At 53.8% G+C, this 22,976-nt stretch carries 17 protein-coding genes; 7 read left to right on the top strand and 10 right to left on the bottom strand.

Translation table 11 applies throughout. The annotated features are described in order from the left end of the window. Positions 1 to 66 precede the first annotated feature (66 nt). The 3 genes from GBC03_16885 to GBC03_16875 are packed head-to-tail and all read left to right on the top strand — an operon-like array spanning position 67 to position 4,210. Positions 67 to 1,713, top strand: coding sequence for an MFS transporter (locus GBC03_16885; protein ID QFS74038.1), 1,647 nt, complete (start codon positions 67 to 69; stop codon positions 1,711 to 1,713). Positions 1,714 to 1,754: 41 nt separating this feature from the next. After that, positions 1,755 to 2,837 carry an HlyD family efflux transporter periplasmic adaptor subunit gene (locus GBC03_16880; GenBank protein ID QFS71758.1) on the top strand — a complete coding sequence of 361 codons (1,083 nt, stop codon included), beginning with the start codon at positions 1,755 to 1,757 and terminating at the stop codon, positions 2,835 to 2,837. Further along, a complete protein-coding gene (locus GBC03_16875) occupies positions 2,834 to 4,210 on the top strand; it encodes an efflux transporter outer membrane subunit (protein QFS71757.1) in 1,377 nt (458 codons plus the stop codon). The genes GBC03_16880 and GBC03_16875 overlap by 4 nt, the downstream gene beginning before the upstream one ends. Before the next feature lie 290 nt (positions 4,211 to 4,500). On the opposite strand, the gene hrpA is transcribed toward GBC03_16875, so the two are convergent. After that, positions 4,501 to 8,403, bottom strand: a complete 3,903-nt coding sequence (hrpA, locus tag GBC03_16870; protein ID QFS71756.1) for an ATP-dependent RNA helicase HrpA — start codon at positions 8,401 to 8,403, stop codon at positions 4,501 to 4,503. 201 nt (positions 8,404 to 8,604) lie between these two features. On the opposite strand from hrpA, the gene GBC03_16865 reads away from it, so the two are divergent. Then, the gene (locus tag GBC03_16865) at positions 8,605 to 9,210 is read left to right on the top strand and encodes an FMN-dependent NADH-azoreductase (GenBank protein QFS71755.1); all 606 of its coding nucleotides are present in this window, start codon (positions 8,605 to 8,607) and stop codon (positions 9,208 to 9,210) included. A 33-nt stretch (positions 9,211 to 9,243) separates the two neighbouring features. Here the strand turns inward: GBC03_16865 and GBC03_16860 are convergent, their stop codons facing one another. The 7 genes from GBC03_16860 to GBC03_16830 all read right to left on the bottom strand — a co-directional run bounded on the left by GBC03_16860 (position 9,244) and on the right by GBC03_16830 (position 15,625). Beyond that, on the bottom strand, positions 9,244 to 9,654 hold the full coding sequence (locus GBC03_16860) for a GFA family protein (GenBank protein ID QFS71754.1): 411 nt from the start codon (positions 9,652 to 9,654) through the stop codon (positions 9,244 to 9,246). Continuing rightward, a complete protein-coding gene (locus GBC03_16855; GenBank protein ID QFS71753.1) occupies positions 9,647 to 10,534 on the bottom strand; it encodes an oxidoreductase in 888 nt (295 codons plus the stop codon). The genes GBC03_16860 and GBC03_16855 overlap by 8 nt, the downstream gene beginning before the upstream one ends. Positions 10,535 to 10,647: 113 nt before the next feature. Next, entirely contained in the window at positions 10,648 to 10,971 is a 324-nt protein-coding gene (locus tag GBC03_16850; GenBank protein ID QFS74037.1) for a DUF1318 domain-containing protein, read from the bottom strand. A gap of 7 nt (positions 10,972 to 10,978) precedes the next feature. Further along, positions 10,979 to 11,170, bottom strand: coding sequence for a YnbE family lipoprotein (locus tag GBC03_16845; GenBank protein QFS71752.1), 192 nt, complete (start codon positions 11,168 to 11,170; stop codon positions 10,979 to 10,981). After that, entirely contained in the window at positions 11,167 to 13,806 is a 2,640-nt protein-coding gene (locus GBC03_16840; protein ID QFS71751.1) for a YdbH family protein, read from the bottom strand. The genes GBC03_16845 and GBC03_16840 overlap by 4 nt, the downstream gene beginning before the upstream one ends. 323 nt (positions 13,807 to 14,129) lie before the next feature. Then, positions 14,130 to 14,726, bottom strand: a complete 597-nt coding sequence (locus GBC03_16835) for a glutathione S-transferase family protein (protein ID QFS71750.1) — start codon at positions 14,724 to 14,726, stop codon at positions 14,130 to 14,132. Positions 14,727 to 14,815: 89 nt separating this feature from the next. Next, positions 14,816 to 15,625, bottom strand: coding sequence for a DUF2971 domain-containing protein (locus GBC03_16830; GenBank protein ID QFS71749.1), 810 nt, complete (start codon positions 15,623 to 15,625; stop codon positions 14,816 to 14,818). Positions 15,626 to 16,136: 511 nt separating this feature from the next. Here GBC03_16830 and GBC03_16825 point away from each other — a divergent pair. Together GBC03_16825 and hslJ are read left to right on the top strand one after the other, a co-directional pair. Continuing rightward, positions 16,137 to 17,126 (top strand): 2-hydroxyacid dehydrogenase, encoded by a 990-nt coding sequence (locus GBC03_16825; protein ID QFS71748.1) that lies wholly within the window; start codon positions 16,137 to 16,139, stop codon positions 17,124 to 17,126. Positions 17,127 to 17,237: 111 nt separating this feature from the next. Then, positions 17,238 to 17,660, top strand: coding sequence for a heat shock protein HslJ (gene hslJ, locus GBC03_16820; protein QFS71747.1), 423 nt, complete (start codon positions 17,238 to 17,240; stop codon positions 17,658 to 17,660). Positions 17,661 to 17,667: 7 nt separating this feature from the next. On the opposite strand, the gene GBC03_16815 is transcribed toward hslJ, so the two are convergent. Beyond that, positions 17,668 to 17,940 (bottom strand): DUF333 domain-containing protein, encoded by a 273-nt coding sequence (locus tag GBC03_16815; GenBank protein ID QFS71746.1) that lies wholly within the window; start codon positions 17,938 to 17,940, stop codon positions 17,668 to 17,670. A gap of 156 nt (positions 17,941 to 18,096) precedes the next feature. Next, complete coding sequence (locus GBC03_16810; GenBank protein ID QFS74036.1) at positions 18,097 to 18,567, bottom strand: glycoside hydrolase; 471 nt, start codon at positions 18,565 to 18,567, stop codon at positions 18,097 to 18,099. Between the two features lie 666 nt (positions 18,568 to 19,233). On the opposite strand from GBC03_16810, the gene nifJ reads away from it, so the two are divergent. Beyond that, the gene (gene nifJ, locus GBC03_16805; GenBank protein ID QFS71745.1) at positions 19,234 to 22,758 is read left to right on the top strand and encodes a pyruvate:ferredoxin (flavodoxin) oxidoreductase; all 3,525 of its coding nucleotides are present in this window, start codon (positions 19,234 to 19,236) and stop codon (positions 22,756 to 22,758) included. Positions 22,759 to 22,976: the final 218 nt, after the last annotated feature.

Below are 22,976 nucleotides of genomic sequence, written 5' to 3'. Positions count from 1 at the left end.
ACGTAACATACATTACCATTAGTCTGCTAATAAATAGATTCAATGAAGGTAAAAAACCTTATGCGTCTGCCTCAACGCGATCCCTACGCGCCTCGCGACTGGCAGCCTCACGAAAAACCGGCTCTGCTGGGCTCTCCTTCGACGCCTGTTCACAGCACGCCTAAGCGTATTGCTTATGGTGTAGTTGGCCTGCTGGTGTGTCTGACGGGGGCATTAGGCAACGCGATGGTTTCCGCCAACCTGCAAAATTTGCAGGGCACCTTTGCGGCCTGGTCAACGGAGATCGCATGGCTACCCGCGGTTTACGTGATGACCAATGTCTCTATCAACCTGCTACTGGTGAAATTTCGCCAGCAATACGGATTGCGGGCGTTCACCGAAGGGTTTCTGGTGCTGTACGTGCTGGTCACCTTCTTCCACCTGTTTGTTAACGATCTGAGCTCTGCACTCATGGTGCGTGCCGCGCACGGCATGGTCGCCGCCGCGCTCAGTTCGCTGGGGATTTATTATCAGATTCAGGCGTGGCCGGCGAAACATCGTCTCAAGGCGCTGACGATAGGGATTACCGGCTCATCGCTGGCGATCCCAATAGCCCGTCTGTTTTCGACTGAACTGCTACAGCTTGATGAATGGCGCGGCCTGTACTTTTTTGAGTTGGGTCTGGCGCTGATCTCGCTGGGCTGCGTCATCGCCCTGAAGCTACCACCGGGCGATCGCAAAAAGGTGTTTGAAAAGAAAGACTTCATCACGTTTATTTTACTGGCACCGGGGATGGCATTACTTTGCGCCGTGCTGTCGCTGGGGCGCCTGGACTGGTGGTTTGAAGCGCCGTGGATAGGCTGGTCGCTGGCGCTGGCCACGGTGCTCATCATTGCCGCCATCACGTTTGAACATAACCGCAGCAACCCCCTGCTCAATACCCGCTGGTTGTCGAGCGGCAGTATCTTACGTCTCGGGCTGATTATGCTGCTGATCCGCATTGTCCTTGCGGAGCAAAATACCGGTGTGATTGGCTGGCTGCAGTATGCCGGACTACAGAACGAGCAGATGACCTGGCTCGCGTGGTCGATCTTTGCCGGGATTGTTTGCGGCATTGTCGCCAGCTGTCTGACGATTAAGCCGACGCGGCTAGCCTGGCCCATCGTCACCTCGCTGGTGCTGATGATCGTTGCCTCGCTGCTGGACAGCCAGTCGAATAACCTGACGCGTGCGGATCAGTTGATGATTAGCCAGTTTCTGCTTGGCTTCGGCAGCGCGTTCTTTCTCGCCCCGGCGATGCTGGCCGGGATCGGTGGCGTTGTCGCCGATCCGCGAAATCTGGTCAGCTTTTCCGTGCTGTTTGGGATGAGTCAAAACATCGGCGGCCTGCTAGGGTCGGCGATCCTCGGCACCTTTCAAACCTGGCGCGAAAAATACCACTCCAGTCTGCTGGCCGACCAGCTCACCACGCTTAATCCGCTGGTGAATGAGCGGCTACAGCTCTATACGCAGATGTACAAGGGCCTGATTGGCGACAGCGCGCTGCTGGACACCCAGGCCGTGCTGCAACTGCAGAACGTTAGCGCCCTTGAGGCCAATATCCTCGCCTACAATGATACTTACCTGCTGACGGCCAGCATCGCTACCGCCACGCTGGTGTGGATTTTCTGGCGTCTGCTGCGTCTGCGCGTGACGGCGCATCTGGCGCTGAAGAAAGCCACAGGTACCAAATAACGGAAAATAATGATGTTGAAAGTGTTCTCTCAGGAGCAGTTATGAGTCAGCAGGATGCCGCCAAAGAGCAGGCCCACACCCGCAATAATTTGCGCATTGTCTCCATTTTTGCCGCTGCAGCGATTGGCATCGTCGGCGTGCTGGTGATCCTGTATGCGTGGCAGCTTCCGCCGTTTACCCGCCATACGCAGTTTACCGATAACGCCTATGTGCGCGGGCAAACGACGTTTATCAGCCCGCAGGTGAACGGCTACATCACCCAGGTGAACGTGCAGGATTTCGTGCAGGTTAAAAAAGGCGATCTGTTATTGCAGATAGATGACCGCATCTATCGTCAGCGAGTGCATCAGGCTCAGGCGCAGCTGGCGATGAAAATCGCCGCGCTCAACAATAATCAGCAGCAGCGTAAGAGCGCGGAAGCCGTGATTGTGCGCAACGAGGCCATTCTGAGAAATGCCAAAGCGCAAAGTCTGAAGACCCAGGCCGATCTGAAACGAGTGAAAGATTTGACGGCTGATGGCTCACTGTCGATTCGTGAGCGTGACGCCGCCCTCGCCAGCGCGGCGCAGGGCAGCGCTGATATCGATCAGGCCCAAGCGACGCTGGACATGTCGCGCCAGGATTTGCAGACCGTGATTGTTAACCGCGACGCGTTGCAGGCGGATGTGGAAAACGCCAGGGCCGCGCTGGAACTGGCGGAAATTGATCTGCAAAACACGCGGATCATCGCCCCGCGCGACGGTCAGCTTGGACAAATCGCCGTACGGCTTGGGGCATACGTCACTGCCGGTACGCATCTCACCACCCTGGTCCCATCTCAGCACTGGGTCATCGCGAATATCAAAGAGACGCAGTTGGCCGACCTCCGCGTCGGTCAGCCGGTGAAATTTAGCGTCGATGCCTTAAACGATAAACAGTATGAAGGCCGCGTTGAGAGCATCTCGCCGGCAACGGGCGTGGAATTTAGCGCCATCACGCCGGATAACGCGACCGGCAACTTCGTGAAAATAGCCCAGCGCATCCCGGTACGGGTGGAAGTGCTTGGCAAGCCAGAGGATGTCGCGCTGCTGCGCCCCGGCATGTCGGTACAGGTGCATATTGATACCCGGGAGGTGAAACCATGACCTTCCGCCCCTTGTCGGGCGTGGCGGTCGCCCTGCTGCTGGTTGGCTGTCAGTCTGTCGATGTTCAGCCCGCGACATCCTCACTGGCAATCCCCGCCGCCTGGCGAGCAACCAGCGGCCCCACCAGCCCCGCAGAGCAGGTGTGGTGGCGAAATTTTCATGATCGTTATCTGAATCAGTATGTCGATCAGGCGCTGAATAATAACAGCGATGTGCTGATCGCCCGTGAGCGCATCAATGAATACCAGGCGCAGGTCTATGCCGCGCAGGGCAGCCTGTTTCCCTCACTGGATGCCAGCCTTGCTGGCACCCGCGCCCGCGCACAGTCCGCCGCCACCGGACTGCCCATTTACAGTACGCTGTATAAAGGCAGCCTGACTGCCAGTTATGACGTCGATATCTGGGGGGTTAACCGCAGTACGGCGCGTGCAGCGCAGGCCTCGCTGGAGGCGCAAAAAGCGGCGGCCGCGGCGGCAGATTTGACCATCGCATCATCGGTCGCCTCCGGGTATGTCACGCTGCTGGCGCTTGATGAACAACTGGAAGTGACCCAGGCGACGGTGAAATCCCGCGAAGAGGCGCTGAATCTGGCTAAACGCCAGTATGAAACGGGCTACAGTTCGCGCCTGGAGCTCATGCAGTCCGACTCTGAACTGCGCTCCACGCGGGCGCAAATTCCGCTCTTGCAACATCAGATTGCCCAGCAGGAGAACGCATTGAGCATTTTGCTTGGCGCTAACCCGCAACGCGTCGATCGCAGCGCGGATTTCGAGGCGCTGACGCCGCTGAAGATTCCCTCGCAGCTGCCGTCAACATTGCTTAATCGCCGTCCGGATATTGTCCAGGCCGAGCGTCAGTTGATTGCTGCCGATGCCTCACTGGCGGCGTCCCGCGCCAGCCTGCTACCGTCGTTCAATCTCACTGCCGGCGGATCGATACAGGATCGCACCCTGCCCGCTCTACTCGATAATCCCCTTCAGTTGTGGAGTCTTGGCGGCAGCATTCTTGCCCCGCTGTTAAACCGTCAGGCGCTGAACGCGCAGGTGGATATTTCGCAGTCCCAGCGCAATCAGGCGCTGTACGGTTACGAGAAAACCGTGCGCAACGCCTTCAGAGAAGTGAACGACAGTCTGGATGCCATCACCCGTTATCAGGAGCAGTTGCAGGAGTTGCAGGCGCAACAGGCGGTCGCACAGGAGACCTTGCGAATCGCGCAAAACCGCTATCGTAACGGCTATTCCTCGTATCTCGACGTGCTGGACGCGCAGCGTACGCTGTTCTCAGTACAGACCAGCGTGGTGCAGGTGAAAAATAACCTGCTGCTGGCGCAGATTGATTTGTATAAAGCGTTGGGTGGCGGGTGGAGTGTCTGACTGATGCCCGATGGCATTGAACGTGAAGGCGAAGCCGCCATCCGGCACTGAATGACCGGGCGGCGGGTGGAGTGCATCACCGGTGCCCGATGGCGCTGCGCTTATCGGGCCTACGAACAATGCATTGCCATCCGGCACCCGCCGGAACGCGTCATTCTCACCCGATGCTATTGAACGTGTAGGCCGGATAAGGCGAAGCCGCCATCCGGCGCTCGCCGGAACGCGTCATTCTCATCCGATGCCATTGAACGTGTAGGCCGGATAAGGCGAAGCCGCCATCCGGCACTGAATTACCCGCTAATCTGCTCCATCGCCTGCAGGATACGCTTATCCGAAATCGGATACGGCGTCCCCAGTTGCTGGGCAAAGTAGCTGACGCGCAGTTCTTCAATCATCCAGCGGATCGCTTTCACATCCTCGTCTTCGCGCCGCGCCGGGGGCAGTTTGTTAAACCACTGCTGCCATGCCTGTTGTACGCTTTCGACTTTTAGCATCTGCGCGCGATCGCGGTGGGGATCAATCGCCAGTTTCTCGAGACGTTTTTCAATCGCCTGCAGATAACGCAGCGTGTCGCCAAGGCGTTTGTAACCGTTACCGGTGACAAACCCGCGATACACCAGCCCGCCCATCTGCGCTTTGATATCAGAAAGGCCCAGCGCCATCGTCATATCCACGCGCCCTTTGAGCCGCTTGTTGATGGTAAAGACCGCGGTCAGAATCTGTTCGACCTGCTGCGCAATCTCCACAACCGTCTCGTTCAGTTCAGCGCGAACCTTCTCATGCAGCGCGGCAAAGCCTTCTTCCGTCCAGACCGGCCCCCCATTGGCGTCAATCAGCTTATCCACGCCGCAGGAAATGCAGTCGTCGATCAGCTCCAGTACCTTGCCGTACGGGTTGAAATACAGACCCAGTTTGGCTTTGTTTGGCAGCTTCTCGTGCAGGTATTTGATCGGCGACGGGATGTTCAACAACAGCAAACGGCGCAAACCTGACCACATCGCCTGCTGTTGCTCCAGCGGATTATCAAACAGCTTGATCGCCACGCTGTCGCGCTCATCCACCAGCGCGGGCCACGCTTTCACTTTGTAATTACCGCGTTTCTGCTCGTAACTTTCCGGCAGTTTTCCAAAGCTCCAGATGTGCAGCCCGCTCTGTTCGATACCGTCATCGGCCACCGCCGAGAGCGTCTCCTGCACTTTCCCTTTCAGCCGGTCTTTCAGCTCCTGCAACGAGCGCCCTTCTTCCAGCTTCTTGTTTTTATCATCCACCACCCGGAAAGTGATTTTCAGATGATCGGGCACCTGATCCCAGTGCCAGTCTTCGCGGTCAACCGTTACGCCCGTCATCCGCCGCAGTTCACGCTCCAGCGCGTCCAGCAACGGCAGTTCCAGCGGCGTTACGCGGCCTAAAAACGCCTCGGCATAGTTCGGTGCTGGCACAAAGTTGCGCCGCACCGGTTTGGGCAGCGACTTAATCAGCGCAATCACCAGTTCGCGGCGCAGGCCCGGTATCTGCCATTCAAAGCCACTTTCGTCGACCTGATTGAGCAGCGGCAGCGGAATATGTACGGTCACGCCGTCCGCATCCGCACCCGGTTCGAACTGATAGCTCAACCGCAGCTTCAGATTGCCCTGATGCCAGAAGTTCGGATAGTCCAGCTTGCTGATGTTGTCTGCGCCCTCTTTGATCAGCATGCCCTTTTCAAAGTTCAGCAGATCCGGCGTGTCGCGGCTGACCTTCTTCCACCAGTTATCAAAGTGACGGGCGGAAATCACGTCATGGCTGATGCGCTGGTCGTAGAACTCAAACAGCGTTTCGTCGTCCACCAGAATGTCGCGGCGGCGCGATTTGTGTTCCAGTTCTTCCACTTCGGCGCGCAGCTTGAGGTTTTCACGGAAAAAGGCATGACGCGTCTGCCAGTCGCCTTCCACCAGCGCATGGCGGATAAACAGTTCGCGGCACAGCGCCGGGTCAATCTGGCTGTAGTTCACCTTACGCGCGGCGACAATCGGCAGACCGTAAACGGTCACCTTTTCCGTCGCCATCACCGCACCCTGCGCCCGCTCCCAGTGCGGTTCGCTGTAGGAACGCTTAATCAGATGCTGAGCAACCGGCTCCACCCACTCGGGATCGATCCGCGCTGCAATACGTCCCCACAGGCGACTGGTTTCCACCAGTTCCGCCACCATCGCCCACTTCGGCGGTTTTTTGAATAAGCCGGAACCGGGGAAAATCGAAAAGCGCGCGTTACGTGCGCCGGTATATTCCTGCTTATCGGCATCCTTCATACCGATATGTGATAACAGCCCGGTCAGCAGCGCAATATGGATCTCGCGGTACTCCGCCGGTTCGCTGTTTACCGGAATCCCCAACTCTTTCACCACCTGACGCAGTTGGGTGTAGATATCCTGCCATTCACGCACGCGCAGATAGTTCAGATAGTCGGTCCGGCACAGACGGCGAAAGGCGTTTGACGACAGTGCTTTTTGCTGTTCGCCGAGATAGTTCCACAGATTCACAAACGCGAGGAAATCGGACTCTTTGTCGTGGAAGCGACGGTGTTTCTCATCGGACGCCTGCTGCTTGTCCATCGGACGTTCGCGCGGATCCTGAATCGACAGCGCCGAGGTGATGATCATCGCCTCGCGCACGCAGCCGTGTTTTTGCGCTTCCAGCACCATTCGCGCCAGACGCGGGTCCACCGGCAACTGGCTCAGTTGACGCCCCAGCGGCGTCAGTTTATAGGCCGTCGCCTGTTCATCGGTGGTAATCGCCCCCAGTTCTTCCAGCAGACGCACGCCGTCCTGGATGTTGCGCTTATCCGGCGCTTCGACAAACGGGAACGCGGCGATATCACCCAGCCCCAGCGCGGTCATCTGCAAAATGACCGACGCCAGGTTGGTGCGCAGAATTTCCGGGTCGGTAAATTCCGGGCGCGACAGGAAGTCATCTTCGGAATAGAGACGAATACAGATGCCTTCGGAAACGCGCCCGCAGCGGCCTTTACGCTGGTTGGCTGAAGCCTGCGATACCGGTTCAATTGGCAGACGCTGGACTTTGGTACGGAAACTGTAGCGACTGATACGCGCCGTACCGGGATCGATCACATATTTGATGCCCGGCACCGTCAGCGAGGTTTCCGCTACGTTGGTCGCCAGCACAATACGACGTCCGCTGTGCGACTGGAAGACGCGGTTTTGTTCGCTATTCGACAGTCGCGCATACAGCGGCAGCACTTCCGTATGGCGCAGATTCAGTTTATTCAGCGCATCGGCGGTATCGCGGATCTCGCGCTCACCGCTCATGAAAATCAGGATGTCGCCAGGACTTTCTCGACCCAGTTCGTCTACCGCATCGAAGATGGCCTGCAACTGGTCACGCTCGGTGTCATCCGCCTCTTCAACGATCGGTCGATAGCGAACTTCCACCGGATAAGTGCGCCCGGAGACCTCTATGATCGGCGCATTGTTGAAATGGCGCGAAAAGCGTTCCGGATCGATGGTGGCGGAGGTGATGATAATTTTCAGATCCGGACGACGCGGCAACAGTTCTTTCAGATAACCAAGCAGGAAATCGATGTTCAGGCTACGTTCATGCGCTTCATCGATAATGATGGTGTCGTACTGCATCAGCAGACGGTCCTGCTGAATCTCCGCCAGCAGGATACCGTCGGTCATCAGCTTGACCATGGTGTTGTCGCTGACGTGATCGCTAAAGCGCACCTTATAACCGATGCACCCGCCCGGCTCCGTCTGTAACTCTTCGGCGATACGGTTAGCCACCGTACGCGCCGCCAGACGCCGCGGCTGGGTGTGGCCTATCAGCCCTTTGACCCCGCGCCCCAGTTCCATGCAGATTTTCGGTAACTGAGTGGTTTTACCTGAACCGGTTTCCCCGGCGACGATCACCACCTGATGGTCGCGAACGGCCTCGAGGATCGCCTGTTTCTTCTGGCTAACGGGCAGGTTTTCCGGGTAGGTAATCAACGGTCGTGCTGCTTCGCGTAGCACAACTTTACCTGCCGCCTGTTCAATCTCTTTCGCCATCTCCTGGTAAATGGCCTGTTGTGCATCAGGATTTTTAACCTTCTTCACGCCGTGCAGGCGACGCGAAAAGCGCTGCCGGTCGCGCAGCATCAGTGAATCCAGCTGCTGTTGTAATGCGTGGAAGGTTAATTTTTGTTGTTCTGTCATAGCGTTAAAAGGCAGTGCTCTGCCTGGTTAAATCTCTTCTAAATGATTGGAATAGAGTACCACATCAGCGCATTTTGTGTGTTGTTCAATAAATTCGAACATAGGATTCGATATATTGCGCTTTCTCTGCGACAGGATTGTGAATAAAGTGTCAACAAGCAACGGGGCACAGCCCATTCAAACACCTATAAGGAAACACCCATGAGCAAGGTATTAGTTCTCAAATCCAGTATTCTGGCAGGGTACTCTCAGTCTGGTCAGTTGTCTGATTATTTTGTTGAACAGTGGCGTGAAAAGCACTCTGCTGACGAAATCACCGTTCGTGACCTGGCTGCCAATCCAATCCCGGTACTGGATGGCGAACTGGTGGGTGCCCTGCGCCCGAGCGACGCGCCGCTGACGCCTCGTCAACAGGACGCGCTGGCGCTGTCTGATGAGCTGATTGCTGAACTGAAAGCGCACGACGTGATTGTTATCGCCGCGCCGATGTACAACTTCAACATCCCGACGCAGCTGAAAAACTACTTCGACCTGATTGCTCGTGCCGGCGTGACGTTCCGCTATACCGAGAAAGGTCCGGAAGGTCTGGTAACCGGCAAACGCGCGGTGATCCTCTCCAGCCGTGGCGGTATCCACAAAGATACGCCGACCGACCTGATTGCGCCGTACCTGAAAGTCTTCCTCGGCTTTATCGGCATCACCGACGTGAACTTCGTGTTCGCAGAAGGGATCGCCTACGGTCCGGAAGTAGCGTCTAAAGCGCAGTCTGACGCAAAAGCCGCCATCGATAGCGTGGTTGCCGCGTAAGTTCTTCCCCTCCCGCTCCGGCGGGAGGTTTTTTTATTTGCTCTGATAGCGTAAATAACCCACCACTCCCTGACTCACACCATCACTCGGATGGTTCACTCCGTCTGTAACTTCTACACAGGGAAAATCAAACGGCGACACGTTTTCAACACATGCCACATTAACCCCGTATTGATTCGGGCTGGATCGGCGTTGATGGAAGGTATAAATCCCACACACTGAACAAAAGAAGTGCCTGGCGGTGCCGGTATTGAAGCGATATTCCGTGAGTTTGTCTTTTCCCGTAAGAATCTCTATTCCCATCAGGGGCGCAGAGACCACCACCGCTCCCCGCATCCGACAAAATGAACAATTACAGCGCCGGACCGTATTAAAACCGTCACTGAGCTGAACGGTAAATCTGACGGCACCGCAGTGGCATTGTGCTGCTCTTTTTTCAGTCATCGGTATGTCCTTCTTTCGATATCCCCTCCAGCGTCGCCAGCACGTCAGTTGAAAGAATCAGATCGCCAGCGGCCATATTTTCATGTAAATGCGTCACCGACGACGTGCCGGGTATCAGCAAAATATTTGGCGAACGGTGCAATAACCAGGCCAGAGCTACCTGCATCGGCGTCGCATTGAGGCTCGCGGCCACATCTGAGAGCGTGGAGGATTGCAGCGGCGTGAACCCGCCCAGCGGGAAAAAGGGAACGTAAGCAATACCGTCTTCTGCCAGTATGTCGATTAACGCATCATCCTGGCGATGGGCAATATTGTATTCATTCTGCACACAAACGATGTCTGCCATGCTACGCGCTTGCGCCACCTGGCGTGCGGTCACATTGCTCAGACCGATGTGTTTGACCAGTCCCTGCTGCTGAAGCTCCGCCAGCACGCTGAAACTCTCCTCCATGGATCCTTCATGAGGGCCGTGACCGTCGCCCAGCATAATGCGTAAGTTAACGACATCCAGCACATCCAGACCGAGGTTGCGCAGATTATCGTGAACCGCCTGCCTGAGTTCCTCGGGTGAGAACGCCGGTAACCAGGAGGCATCGTCTCCACGACGAGCGCCGATTTTAGTGACAATCACCAGATCGTCCGGATAAGGATGCAGCGCTTCACGAATGATTTGGTTGGTGACGTGCGGACCGTAAAAATCGCTGGTATCAATATGGTTGACCCCCAGTGCGATCGCTTCCCGAAGCACCGTCAATGCAACATGACGATCGCGCGGTGGACCAAAAACCCCAGGCCCCGCGAGTTGCATTGCTCCATACCCTAAGCGTTTAACCTGCCGGGAACCGAGTGAAAACGTGTCAGATTTACCATGATTTGCCATAACTGCCCCTTCTGCTGAATAGCGCGTAAGAAAAGAGAGTATAGAAACTTACCCTGCAAATTATTACGCCCAACCCAGCAAAACGGAAAGCCGCAGATCGCAGATACGACGAATTACTTACGTAACCACTTGCCGTTAATGCCCTGGACATATTCTCCTGGTTTCGCACGCTCAACCAGTTTCTGTCCGGCCATTTTCGCCACTTCATCAACGGGTAGATTATGGCTTTCCGCGAGCTGCTGATAACTTACGCTGCGCGCTTTATTGATATCCCTGACCAGCGCCTGCGTTTGCGCGTCTTGTTTCAGCGCCACCAGATAGCCACTGTACGTCTCACCGACCCGGCCCTCGGTTCTGGCCTCATTTAGCGTCAGCGCCAGGGCGCTCCCACTCAGCAAACTCAGAATGAGCGTCGCCAGGATTAAGGTTCTTTTCATCATGACCTCAGAACAAGTCGCTGCGGGATTTGAGCAGGCTTTCAACGTCCTTATCCACTTTGATATGGATCTCATGCTCAATTTTGACGTTCATATTGATAGTGATGGGCTCTTTTGGCGCCGCGACTTCAATGCGCGGCGTACAGCCCGTCACTAACCACAGCGGAAGAAGCGCCAGCATGGCTATCATTGTTTTCATTGGGGTTCCTCACATTCCTTGCCTTGCGGACAGTTTTTTTCCGGCAGCGCCGCGTTTTGTTCAAGCCATGCCTGTAGATTGTCGCCAAAGCGCAGACTGCGCCACAGCGTAAAGACATTCTCTTCATGGGTATAGTTGAGATTCACCGTGCCGACCTTGCCATCCACCCGGCTGTTGCCGGTGATCTGCGCCTGCATCGTCAATACCCCCAAATTGTCTAAATTGATTTTGGTCCATGAATGGGCAATCTCCATGTATCGCAACCAGTTAATAGCCGCCCCTGCCGCCATGTTATCTTTCACCACCGCATCTGCGGTGTCTTTATCGATACGCAGCGTCATCGGACCGGGATTGGTTAACCAGCCGTCTTTGATAATCCATTTTTCATTGTTCAACCACAGAGGGAGCGCCCCGCTCACCGGCCCGGACATCGCAAACTGTTTCGGATTAACCGCGCTGATAAGTTCGCTTGAAGAGATGTTTTGCACCCGCACCAGCGCCGGATCGTGCTGCGGCATACGCAGTTGTTGCATGGAAACCTTGCCGCCCAATACATCCACACTCACATCCGTGAGCAACAGCGGATCCGCTTCACTCCACGGATAGGCCCCTTCCAGATCGGCGGTGATATTCGTGGCCGTCACCTGATTGACCACTTCAGCAATTCGCAGCGAAACCGGTCCGCGCGTCCCCAGTTGCCACGCGCCCGCACTAAAGCGGAACGGCAGCACGAAATCGACGCCGTTGATTTGGTTATCCGGCATCCATGCGCTGCCGCCTTTTAAGACGCCGTGACCGCCGGCCTCGAATCCCTGTTCCGCTGCAGCTGAAAACGCCACCTGGGCATACAGCTCACCTTCGCGTAGTTTCATTTTCCACTCCGGCGGCACCAGCGGCTGGAACACCTCCAGCGACTGTTTTGGCCACCAGGCCTGACCGCGTAAACGCAGGCCATCCCAACGACCGTTGAGCCTCACGGGGCCGATCGCGCCGGCATGTAAATCGCCTTTGAACAGGAAAAATGTCGGATCGCGCCCTTCCACGCTGAACTTAAGGGTTGAGGGGGGTAAGACGCTACCACCGGAGAAATGGGTTTCCCCAGCATCGAACGAAAGCGCCCCGCTAAATCGAGGGTGCGCCGCATCACGCACCCATTCAACCGGTTTATCCATGATCAGACGGGGCGTTTCAACCTTCATGGTGCCGTACTGAAGCTGGTCAAATCCCGTAGACAAATCGGTCAGCGTGATCGTGTCGTCATGCCACTCGCCCTTGCCTGCCACATCCCATTTAGCGTGCATCGGGGTAAAACTTCCCTCGCCCCAGTAGCGCCACTGCCAGCGCCCTGCATCGGGCAGAAAATCATTCGCCAGACCGTCCAGGTGCAGGACAAAATCCCCCATCTGATTCTCATGAGCGCGCAGAATCGCCTGCAATCGTCCATCCACCCCGCGCTGTGTCACCTTCACGCCCGCCAGCGGCCAGCGGATTTCGTCAATATCCAGCGAGTCGATGACCCGCCCGCGCGAACGCAGCAGCGCGCCAGGACCAAACGCCAGTTCCGGGTCGGTCAGGCTGCCGGTCAACTGGGCAGGTAGTCTGGCATAGAAAACCAAATCATCCTGCTTGGCTTCACCGGTCAGTTGCAGCGGCATCGCGCTGTTGTCCATGCTCAGTTTTCCTGGCCCAAATGAAAGCACCGCGTTGCCTTTCCCCGCGTCCCCCTGGGTCAGCACATTCAATCGTCCACTGATTGCTGCTTTCTCGATGCCTTCCTGCCAGTTGTCCACCTTCACGCCCAGACGCCCGCTGAGGGGGAAGCCCTGATAAGGCCACGACCAGCGCCCGTCGCTGATGGTTAACTGCTGGCGCGTGAGTTCCCACGGCAGATCGAGCAGCGGATCGGCATTATCCCGCGCCATCACGATCAACTGTCCGGCATTCTCACGCCATTCCAGTTCCGCATCGACCAACGACGGCTCCTGCGGCAGACTGAGCGTAGCGACGGTGTGCCCGCTCACCGGCAGTCCATCCGGCACCAGCGGCATCGTGAATTCACCGACCAGTTTGACCGGCGGTTGTCCTTCAAATGCCATGACATCAAGCTCACTTACCGTCAGTGTCTGACCGCGCAGTTGACCTTGAAATTTCACTTTGTCGCCCTGATAACGAAGTTGCTGAACCGAAGCGCTCAGCGAGACGTTCAGTTTGCCCTGCCACACCTGCCAGGGTGAAAGAATGACGTTGTCGATAGTTATCCAGGTATTGGGCAGCATGGCCTGCCATTGGGCAAGCGTACGCGGCGCGGCGGGAGATTGTTCCGCCTGCGGCAGTTTTGCCAGACAGGCGGAGTCGAGTTCAAGCGTGCCAATGTTCAACTGCCAGCGACTGGGATGTGACAACCGGGCCTGGCTGATGCGGGCTAACTGGCAATCATCAACCAGATAGCGGAGCTCAGGAATATGTAAACCGTGGCGCGTGAATCGGGGGCTATCATCCAGCGCAATGCGCGTTCCGACCGGCAGCCAGATGCCCGCAAGCGTGGGAACCCACAGCCCCAGCGTCATCACCAACGTCAGCGGCACGAGGATCACGAGTAACAGAAGCGCCAGAACGGCTTTATATTTACCCTTCATGGGCAGTTAATATCCTGATTTAGCGAAAAATTAAGCCGAATTAGGCTGTTATTGTGTCATGTTTAGTGAAACATGCCCAGATTAAGAATAGATGCTCCGGGATGACATACACAATTTTTCACCCTCTTAAAAATCAGAAAGTCAGATAAATTACAGTGGGTTATCAGATAAATCTAAAGCCTGATATTGAGCAATAGCGAGCAAACTATGGCCTTCAATCCTGCCCCAAGCCCCGGCGGTGTAAAAATCAGAGGCCAGAGGGGATAGCGGAAATCGCCTGAACCGACGGTCTCGGGGTCCGTATGATTAGGCAAATGCAGTCTTTAACGATTATTCCTTTCCTGTGCCCTCAGCAATGCAGGCCGGCTCATCGCTCTGAGTATGTAACTGTCTACCTCCCTGTCTATTTCTAAACCACAGGCTTTTGCCCATAGCAACGTATGAGATATAAAAATATCGGCCAGGGTAAAGTTGTCTCCCGCAATCCATGCGTAATCTGGATTAAATTGAATTTGGGTGAGAACTTTGCTTGCTTCATTTCCGAAGTAGTTCATTAAATCTGTAGAGCGCAGATTTTCCGGCGTTAACACTCTCTGTTTCAGTAAATTCCAGACAGGTGATTCCAGATCGGTCAGGGCAAAGCTAATCCATGAATTAACAGCCGCTTTTTCTGCCGAATTTTCGGGATACAGAGATGTTCCGGGATGTTGCTCACAGATGTAAATACATATTGCCATTGTCTCGCTAAGAGAGACGTTTCCGTCCGTCAAAAAGGGGACTTTTCTATAAGGATGCGGTGATTTGACTCCGGAAGCAGGACTCAGGAGATCGACTTTTATAGATTCATACGTTGCGCCAATTTCTTCAAGGGTCCAGAGCACTCTGAGCGATCTGCTTTTAGGGTAAATATAGATGTTCAAGGTAACACTCCTTTGTTTTCAAAATCAGTTTCGACAAAGAATCACTCGTGCAACTCACTGTTCTGAAGACCTGGTCGAACCGTTGCTCACTACCTGAATGGGATTTCTGACTTGATCACATCGACACCATTGATATTAATGGATTTCAGATACTCCTTCATGTCATTTTTTGTGGTCTTATTCTTAGGTCCAAGCACTACTTTTTTGACTGGCATATAATCGCCAACAGCAAGATCCATTTTATAATATTTAGCCTCACCAAAGGAGGTACTTCTTTCTAAGATTTTATATGGATCGTTTTTCCCCATAACCTCAATAAGACCTCTGAATTCTTGTTCATCATAATAACTATGATGCTTATATAGCGAAGAAAGTCTTACAACGACTGTTTTAAGTTTGCCAATAGCCACTGACTGATGCACTTTATCATTTTTACTATACTGATTGCTTATATGCTCTAAATAACTACGCAAACATTCTTTAAAATTATCTTCATTATAAATAACCCCGAAAAACATCACCTTACCGAAAACAGGCCCTCCTTTCTCAACGTATCTGTTTACTAAATTAATCATAGACATATCAGCATGTTCTACGCCAAACGAGATCCCACTGCCAAAGTCACCATATCCCCTCCACATACCGAGAGAGTCTCCCGATAAAGAAAACGAAGAAATAAGAATCATAAAATCATCGCCCATATTTTCTGGGGATAGCTTAGCAACCTCTTCACTCAAGATGGGAAAGAATTCTCTAATATATTCACTTATGATTTTAAAGCCCAAAATATATTCAGTGTCATCATTCATCTTTCTCAAGTCTGTAAGCCAGATACTTTTTGATTGCATCATGCTTTTAAAGGTATTTTCAGAAGTATAGTGATAGATCAAATCATCCATTTCTGCCTCTTAACATAAACGATGTAAATATCCATTATCATTAATGGTAACATGGATGATTGAATAAAAAACATGAAGTTTGTCAAACCGAACATTTATCTATTTTTAAAGCAAACTGAAAATTTCAAACGGTGAATTAGCATACCAATCCAGACAATACCGAAGCGATTTAGTATGACAGAGCCTCTTATGTTCACTGACCCATGCGGTTGGTTTTCCCAAAGCGTGTCCTCATATAGCTGACACAGAGGGCCGATGAGGCCGACACAAGGTGGCGCTGAGAGAGGAATCAGGTCGATGTGCTGAATGACCGCATGTCAACCGCTATGCCCCCAGGATGCGCCACAGAAGTCATATGCTTAAGAAAGTTGTTAAAATTTAGTATGATGGATGCATAACCGATAGATGCTCTAGAATTATTCATTATACGTATCACTTTCAATGATATTTTATATTTTGTAGAATAATTTGAATTAGATAACTGTGATTCAATATCACTGGAGAAAGTCTTATGAAACTCGCCGTCTACAGTACAAAACAGTACGACAAGAAGTACCTGCAACAGGTTAACGAGGCTTTTGGCTTTGAGCTTGAATTCTTTGATTTTCTGTTGACGGAGAAAACGGCAAAAACCGCACATGGTTGTGAAGCCGTTTGTATCTTCGTGAACGATGATGGCAGTCGCCCGGTACTCGAAGAGCTGAAAAATCATGGCGTTAAGTATATTGCGCTGCGCTGTGCGGGTTTCAATAACGTCGATCTGGATGCGGCAAAAGAGCTTGGTCTGCAGGTCGTTCGCGTCCCGGCCTATTCTCCTGAAGCCGTCGCGGAACACGCGGTGGGCATGATGATGACCCTCAACCGCCGTATTCACCGCGCTTACCAGCGTACCCGCGATGCCAACTTCTCTCTGGAAGGGTTAACGGGTTTCACTATGCACGGAAAAACAGCGGGCGTAATTGGTACCGGGAAGATTGGCATCGCCGCCCTGCGTATTCTGAAAGGTTTTGGCATGCGTCTGCTGGCGTTTGATCCCTATCCCAGCGCCGCTGCGCTTGAACTCGGCGTGGAATATGTTGACCTGCCGACGCTGTTCGCCGAATCCGATGTGATTTCGCTACACTGCCCGTTAACACCGGAAAACTATCACCTGCTGAACCATGCAGCGTTTGATCAGATGAAAAACGGCGTGATGGTCATCAACACCAGTCGCGGTGCGCTGATCGATTCTCAGGCTGCGATTGAGGCGCTGAAAAATCAGAAAATTGGTTCCCTGGGGATGGATGTTTACGAAAACGAACGCGATCTGTTCTTCGAAGATAAGTCGAATGACGTTATCCAGGATGATGTTTTCCGTCGCTTGTCCGCCTGTCATAACGTGCTGTTCACCGGGCATCAGGCCTTCCTGACCGCGGAAGCGCTGACCAGCATTTCTGAGACTACGTTACAGAATTTGCGGCAGTTAGCGAACGGAGAAACCAGTCCTAACGCCCTGTTCTGATCCCGTCGCCCTCCTGTTTTCAGGAGGGCATTTCAGAATTTCCCCAAAGCCACTGGCAATAAGATCGGTATGCTGTCGGTGGTAAATACGGTTTTAATGCAGAGAACTAACATGAAGAAGGTCATAGCGCTGGTTGCGCTGAGCCTGCTGATAGCAGGTTGTGTCAGTAATGGAAAAGTGTCGGTTAGCCGCGAGCAATTGCAGCATCATCGCTTTGTTCTGGAGAGTGTGGACGGTAAACCGATCGGTGCAACGGGCCATCCGCTTGAGCTGAGCTTTGGCGAAAAGATGACGATTTCCGGCAATATGTGCAATCGCTTCAACGGTCAGGCATCACTCTCTGACGGCGCATTGAAGGTAAAAGAGATGGCGATGACCCGTATGATGTGCGCCGATCCCCAGCTCAGCGAGCTGGATAACACCCTCAGCACGATGCTGAAACAAGGCGCACAGGTCGACCTGACCGCGAACCAGCTCACCCTGGCCACCGCGGAGCATTCGTTAAGCTATAAACTTGCCGATTTAGTGCAGTAATGGAAGCTTAGTAGCTACCACAGCTTCCCGCGGCGAGGGATTGTTCGCTGCAACGTTTGCCGTTGGGAAGCGCGCACATGCCGATTGCCGATCCATCCAACTGACGAGCAACGGAAAGTGAACCGCCAATCATGGCGCAATTGGCCTCACCGGAACTGGTCATCGCCGCTTTTAAACCCGGTGCGACGTGCGCTGCTGTCGCCTGCTGAACAGGTTCATTGTCACTGCTGCAAGCCGACAATAATAACGCGGCACATCCTACCCAAAACGCTGCGCGCATTTGACTCCCCTCATATTCTGTAAGCGTAAACAAGCCGCACTAATAATAGGCATCCGAATCCGTCGCGTCGAGAGCCAAAACGCGCATTTATGCGGCCTCGCCGCATTTTATTGCGCTTTTTCACGCGGTTTTTGATCCTACTGACCTGTTCTGCCGTTATGCGCTTACCCGACGCGCGGTCAAATAATGCGCCTGCCAGTACTGATTCGACAAATGTGACAGCGTCACACCCTGCGAACTGGACGCATGAATAAAGGAGTCATTGCCGATATAGACGCCAACATGATGCACGTTCGGCTCCGTTTTAAAGAACACCAGATCGCCGACTTTGAGTTCACGCTGGCTGACAGGATGACCGGTATGACTTTGTTCCAGCGCCGTTCGCGGTAAACGTCTGTTGATCACCGACGCGATGATTCTGCGCGTGAATGCGGAACAATCAATTCCTCTGCGGCTATCTCCCCCCCATTGGTAATCGGTTCCTCTCCACGCGGCAAATTCACTCATAATGCGACGCTTAAGTTGCGCTTTCTTATTCGGAACAGGTGCTTGCGAAAAGTACCCTTCAGAATAAGTCAGATGAGATACGGTATTGAAACCTATGTTTTTAACCTGGCTTTTCACCATGGCAAATGACGACGACGAGACGGAAATAAGTAAAGCGAGCAATAATATTCGAAACATAACCTAATCAAAACAATTAAATACATGGACACATCCAGACTTTTTGCGCACGAAAAAGAGTTATCTATAGGGATAGATAAAAGAGTCATTGTTGTTATAACGCGTATTCGCGATTAAATAGAGATTATCGACATTCAGTGACCTGAAGATTTTCAGGCTCTCTTGTTCTGAACAGCGCCCAGTATAGACGTGGGCTACCGGATACCGAACTTAAAAAACCTTATTAAGAAATTTACATCGTGATGACGACAGCGAAGATAATAAATTCATTAAGGAAATCCTCAAAGAGAATCCCAATCCATTTTTGGACAAAGTATTTTTTATTGTTATTCCAGCGATAAAATTATCGCGGAGAGTAAGAAAAATTTCGCTCATCTCCCGCAACCAATAACCAATTAGCAACAAAAATACACAATTAAATATACAACCCAGTCTTTGTTGGTACGTAATAAAACGGTCGCTATTTTTGCGATCCTTGTGTCAATTTGTGCACTCGAAAGCAGCACAACTTCAAGGGAATACAGGAAAGCCCTATACTTAAGGAATAACTATCAGGGCGCTAAGTTGTTTCCTGCGTCCCTCTTTTTTTGCGCAATGTAAGGGTGTCATATGCAAACAATTGACGGTAATGGTGCAGTCGCTTCGGTGGCGTTTCGTACCAGTGAAGTTATCGCCATCTACCCCATTACGCCCAGTTCAACGATGGCTGAACAGGCAGATGCCTGGGCAGGCAACGGGCTAAAAAATGTCTGGGGGGATACGCCGCGTGTCGTCGAAATGCAGTCGGAAGGCGGTGCTATTGCTACCGTTCACGGTGCGCTGCAAACCGGCGCGCTAGCTACCTCCTTTACCTCTTCACAGGGGTTACTGCTGATGATCCCCACGCTGTACAAACTGGCGGGACAGTTAACCCCCTTTGTACTGCATGTCGCCGCGCGTACTGTGGCAACCCACGCGCTGTCTATTTTTGGCGATCATTCTGACGTCATGGCCGTCCGCCAGACCGGCTGCGCCATGCTGTGCGCGGCGAGCGTACAGGAAGCGCAGGACTTTGCGCTGATCTCGCAAATCGCCACCCTGAAGAGTCGGGTTCCCTTTATTCATTTCTTTGATGGTTTCCGCACATCGCATGAAATCAACAAAATCATCCCGCTCGCGGATGACACCATTCGCGGCCTGATGCCACAGGCTGAAATTGAGGCGCACCGTGCGCGGGCGCTCAATCCGGAACACCCGGTGATCCGCGGCACCTCAGCGAATCCGGACACCTACTTCCAGTCCCGAGAGGCAACCAACCCGTGGTATGACGCGGTATATGACCACGTCGAACAGGCAATGAATGACTTCGCCGCGGCAACTGGTCGTCAGTATCAGCCGTTCGAATACTACGGTTATCCGCAGGCCGAACGGGTCATCATTCTGATGGGCTCCGCCATCGGCACCAGCGAAGAGGTGGTCGACGAACTGCTGACGCGCGGCGAGAAAGTCGGGGTGCTGAAAGTCCGTCTGTTCCGCCCCTTCTCGGCTAAACATCTGCTGCGGGCTTTGCCTGAATCCGTTCGCGCGGTTGCCGTGCTCGATCGAACCAAAGAACCGGGTGCCCAGGCCGAGCCGCTGTATCTCGACGTGATGACCGCGCTGGCGGAAGCCTTCAACTGCGGCGAACGCGAAACGTTGCCGCGCGTGATTGGCGGCCGCTATGGCCTTTCGTCAAAAGAGTTTGGTCCGGACTGCGTGCTGTCGGTCTTTAATGAATTGAGCCACGCCAAACCCAAACCGCGCTTTACCGTTGGTATCTACGATGATGTGACTAACCTGTCGCTGCCGCTGCCTGATAACACCCTGCCGGCGACGGCCAAACTGGAAGCGCTGTTTTACGGCCTCGGCAGCGACGGCAGTGTTTCGGCAACCAAAAACAACATCAAGATCATCGGTAATTCGACGCCGTGGTATGCCCAGGGTTACTTCGTTTACGACTCCAAAAAGGCCGGCGGTCTGACGGTTTCTCACCTGCGCGTGAGTGAACAGCCGATCCGTTCCGCTTACCTGATCTCTCAGGCCGATTTTGTCGGCTGCCATCAGTTGCAGTTTATCGACAAGTACCAGATGGCTGAGCGTCTGAAGCCCGGTGGTATTTTCCTGCTGAATACGCCATATCCCGCCGATGAGGTCTGGTCACGGTTGCCGCAGGAAGTACAGGCGGTACTGAACCAGAAGAAAGCGCGTTTTTACGTCATTAATGCGGTGAAAATCGCCCGTGAATGTGGACTGGCGGCGCGTATTAACACCGTCATGCAGATGGCGTTTTTCCATCTGACACAAATCCTGCCGGGTGACAGCGCGCTGGTTGAGCTTCAGGGCGCGATTGCCAAAAGCTATAGCAGTAAAGGTCAGGACCTGGTAGAACGCAACTGGCAGGCACTGGCGCTGGCGCGAGAATCCGTTGCTGAGGTGCCGCTGCAGGCGGTTGATCCGCACAGCGCCAACCGTCCTCCGGTGGTATCTGACGCCGCACCTGACTTTGTAAAAACGGTCACCGCAGCCATGCTCGCGGGCCTCGGCGACGCCCTTCCCGTTTCGGCGTTACCGCCTGACGGCACGTGGCCGATGGGCACTACGCGCTGGGAAAAACGCAACATCGCCGAAGAGATCCCCATCTGGAAAGAAGAACTGTGTACCCAGTGTAACCACTGCGTTGCTGCCTGCCCGCACTCGGCAATTCGTGCCAAAGTGGTCTCGCCGGAAGCGATGGAAAACGCCCCTGCCAGCCTGCATTCGCTGGATGTGAAATCACGGGATATGCGCGGGCAAAAATACGTTCTGCAGGTCGCGCCGGAAGACTGCACCGGTTGTAATCTGTGCGTGGAAGTCTGTCCGGCGAAGGACCGTCAGGATCCGGAAATCAAGGCCATCAATATGATGTCCCGCCTTGAACACGTAGAAGAAGAGAAAGTGAATTATGACTTCTTCCTCAGTCTGCCGGAAATTGACCGCAGTAAACTTGAGCGCATCGATATCCGTACGTCGCAGCTGATTACGCCGCTGTTTGAGTATTCCGGTGCCTGTTCCGGCTGTGGCGAAACGCCGTATATCAAGCTACTGACCCAGCTCTACGGTGACAGAATGCTGATCGCCAACGCCACCGGTTGTTCGTCTATTTACGGCGGTAACCTGCCTTCCACACCTTACACCACCGATATCCATGGTCGCGGCCCGGCGTGGGCAAACTCGCTGTTTGAGGATAACGCGGAATTCGGTCTGGGCTTCCGGCTGACGGTCGATCAGCATCGGGTACGCGTTCTGCGCCTGCTTGAACAGTTTGCCGATCGGATCCCGGCCGAACTGAACGATGCACTGCATGCGGAAGCGACGCCTGAAGTGCGTCGCGAGCAGGTTGCCGCGCTGCGTCAGCATCTGAAGGATGTCGATGGCGCAAGTGAACTGCTCACCGATGCCGACGCGCTGGTTGAAAAATCCATCTGGCTGATTGGTGGTGACGGCTGGGCCTACGATATTGGCTTCGGCGGGCTGGATCATGTGCTGAGCCTGACTGAAAACGTCAATATTCTGGTGCTGGATACGCAATGCTACTCCAACACGGGCGGTCAGGCCTCAAAAGCCACGCCGCTCGGTGCCGTGACGAAATTTGGCGAGCACGGTAAGCGTAAGGCGCGTAAAGATCTGGGCGTCAGCATGATGATGTACGGTCATGTCTATGTGGCGCAGATTTCGCTCGGTGCACAACTCAACCAGACCGTGAAGGCCATTCAGGAAGCGGAAGCGTATCCTGGGCCGTCGTTGATCATCGCCTACAGCCCGTGTGAAGAACACGGCTATGACCTCGCGCTGAGTCACGATCAGATGCGTCAGTTGACGGCGACCGGCTTCTGGCCGCTCTACCGCTTTGACCCACGCCGCGCGGATGAAGGCAAATTGCCGCTGGCGCTGGACTCTCGTCCACCGTCAGATGCGCTGGCGGAGACATTGCTCAACGAGCAGCGTTTCCGTCGCCTGAATGCGCAGCAACCGGACGTGGCCGAGCAGTTATGGAAAGACGCCGCGGCGGATCTGCAAAAACGCTATGACTTCCTGGCGCAATTGGCAGGTAAAGCCGAGAAGACCAGTACCGACTGACCCGGTTGCTGGAATCGCTGACTGAACGCAAAAAAAAGCCCGAACATCTGTTCGGGCTTGTCAATTTCTTTGTCGGTAAATCAGTACGTTTCGCAATGGACCAACAAAAAAGCAGTACGTGACAATAAAGGCATATAACAGCCGAAGAATATCGCATCGTCTTTATTTTGTATAATTTAAATTTTATATCTTTCATGCAATTATATTCATACCAATTA

The organism is Citrobacter telavivensis (genome assembly GCA_009363175.1).
Lineage (GTDB): Bacteria > Pseudomonadota > Gammaproteobacteria > Enterobacterales > Enterobacteriaceae > Citrobacter_A > Citrobacter_A telavivensis.
This window is presented reverse-complemented; position numbering and strand designations above follow the sequence as displayed.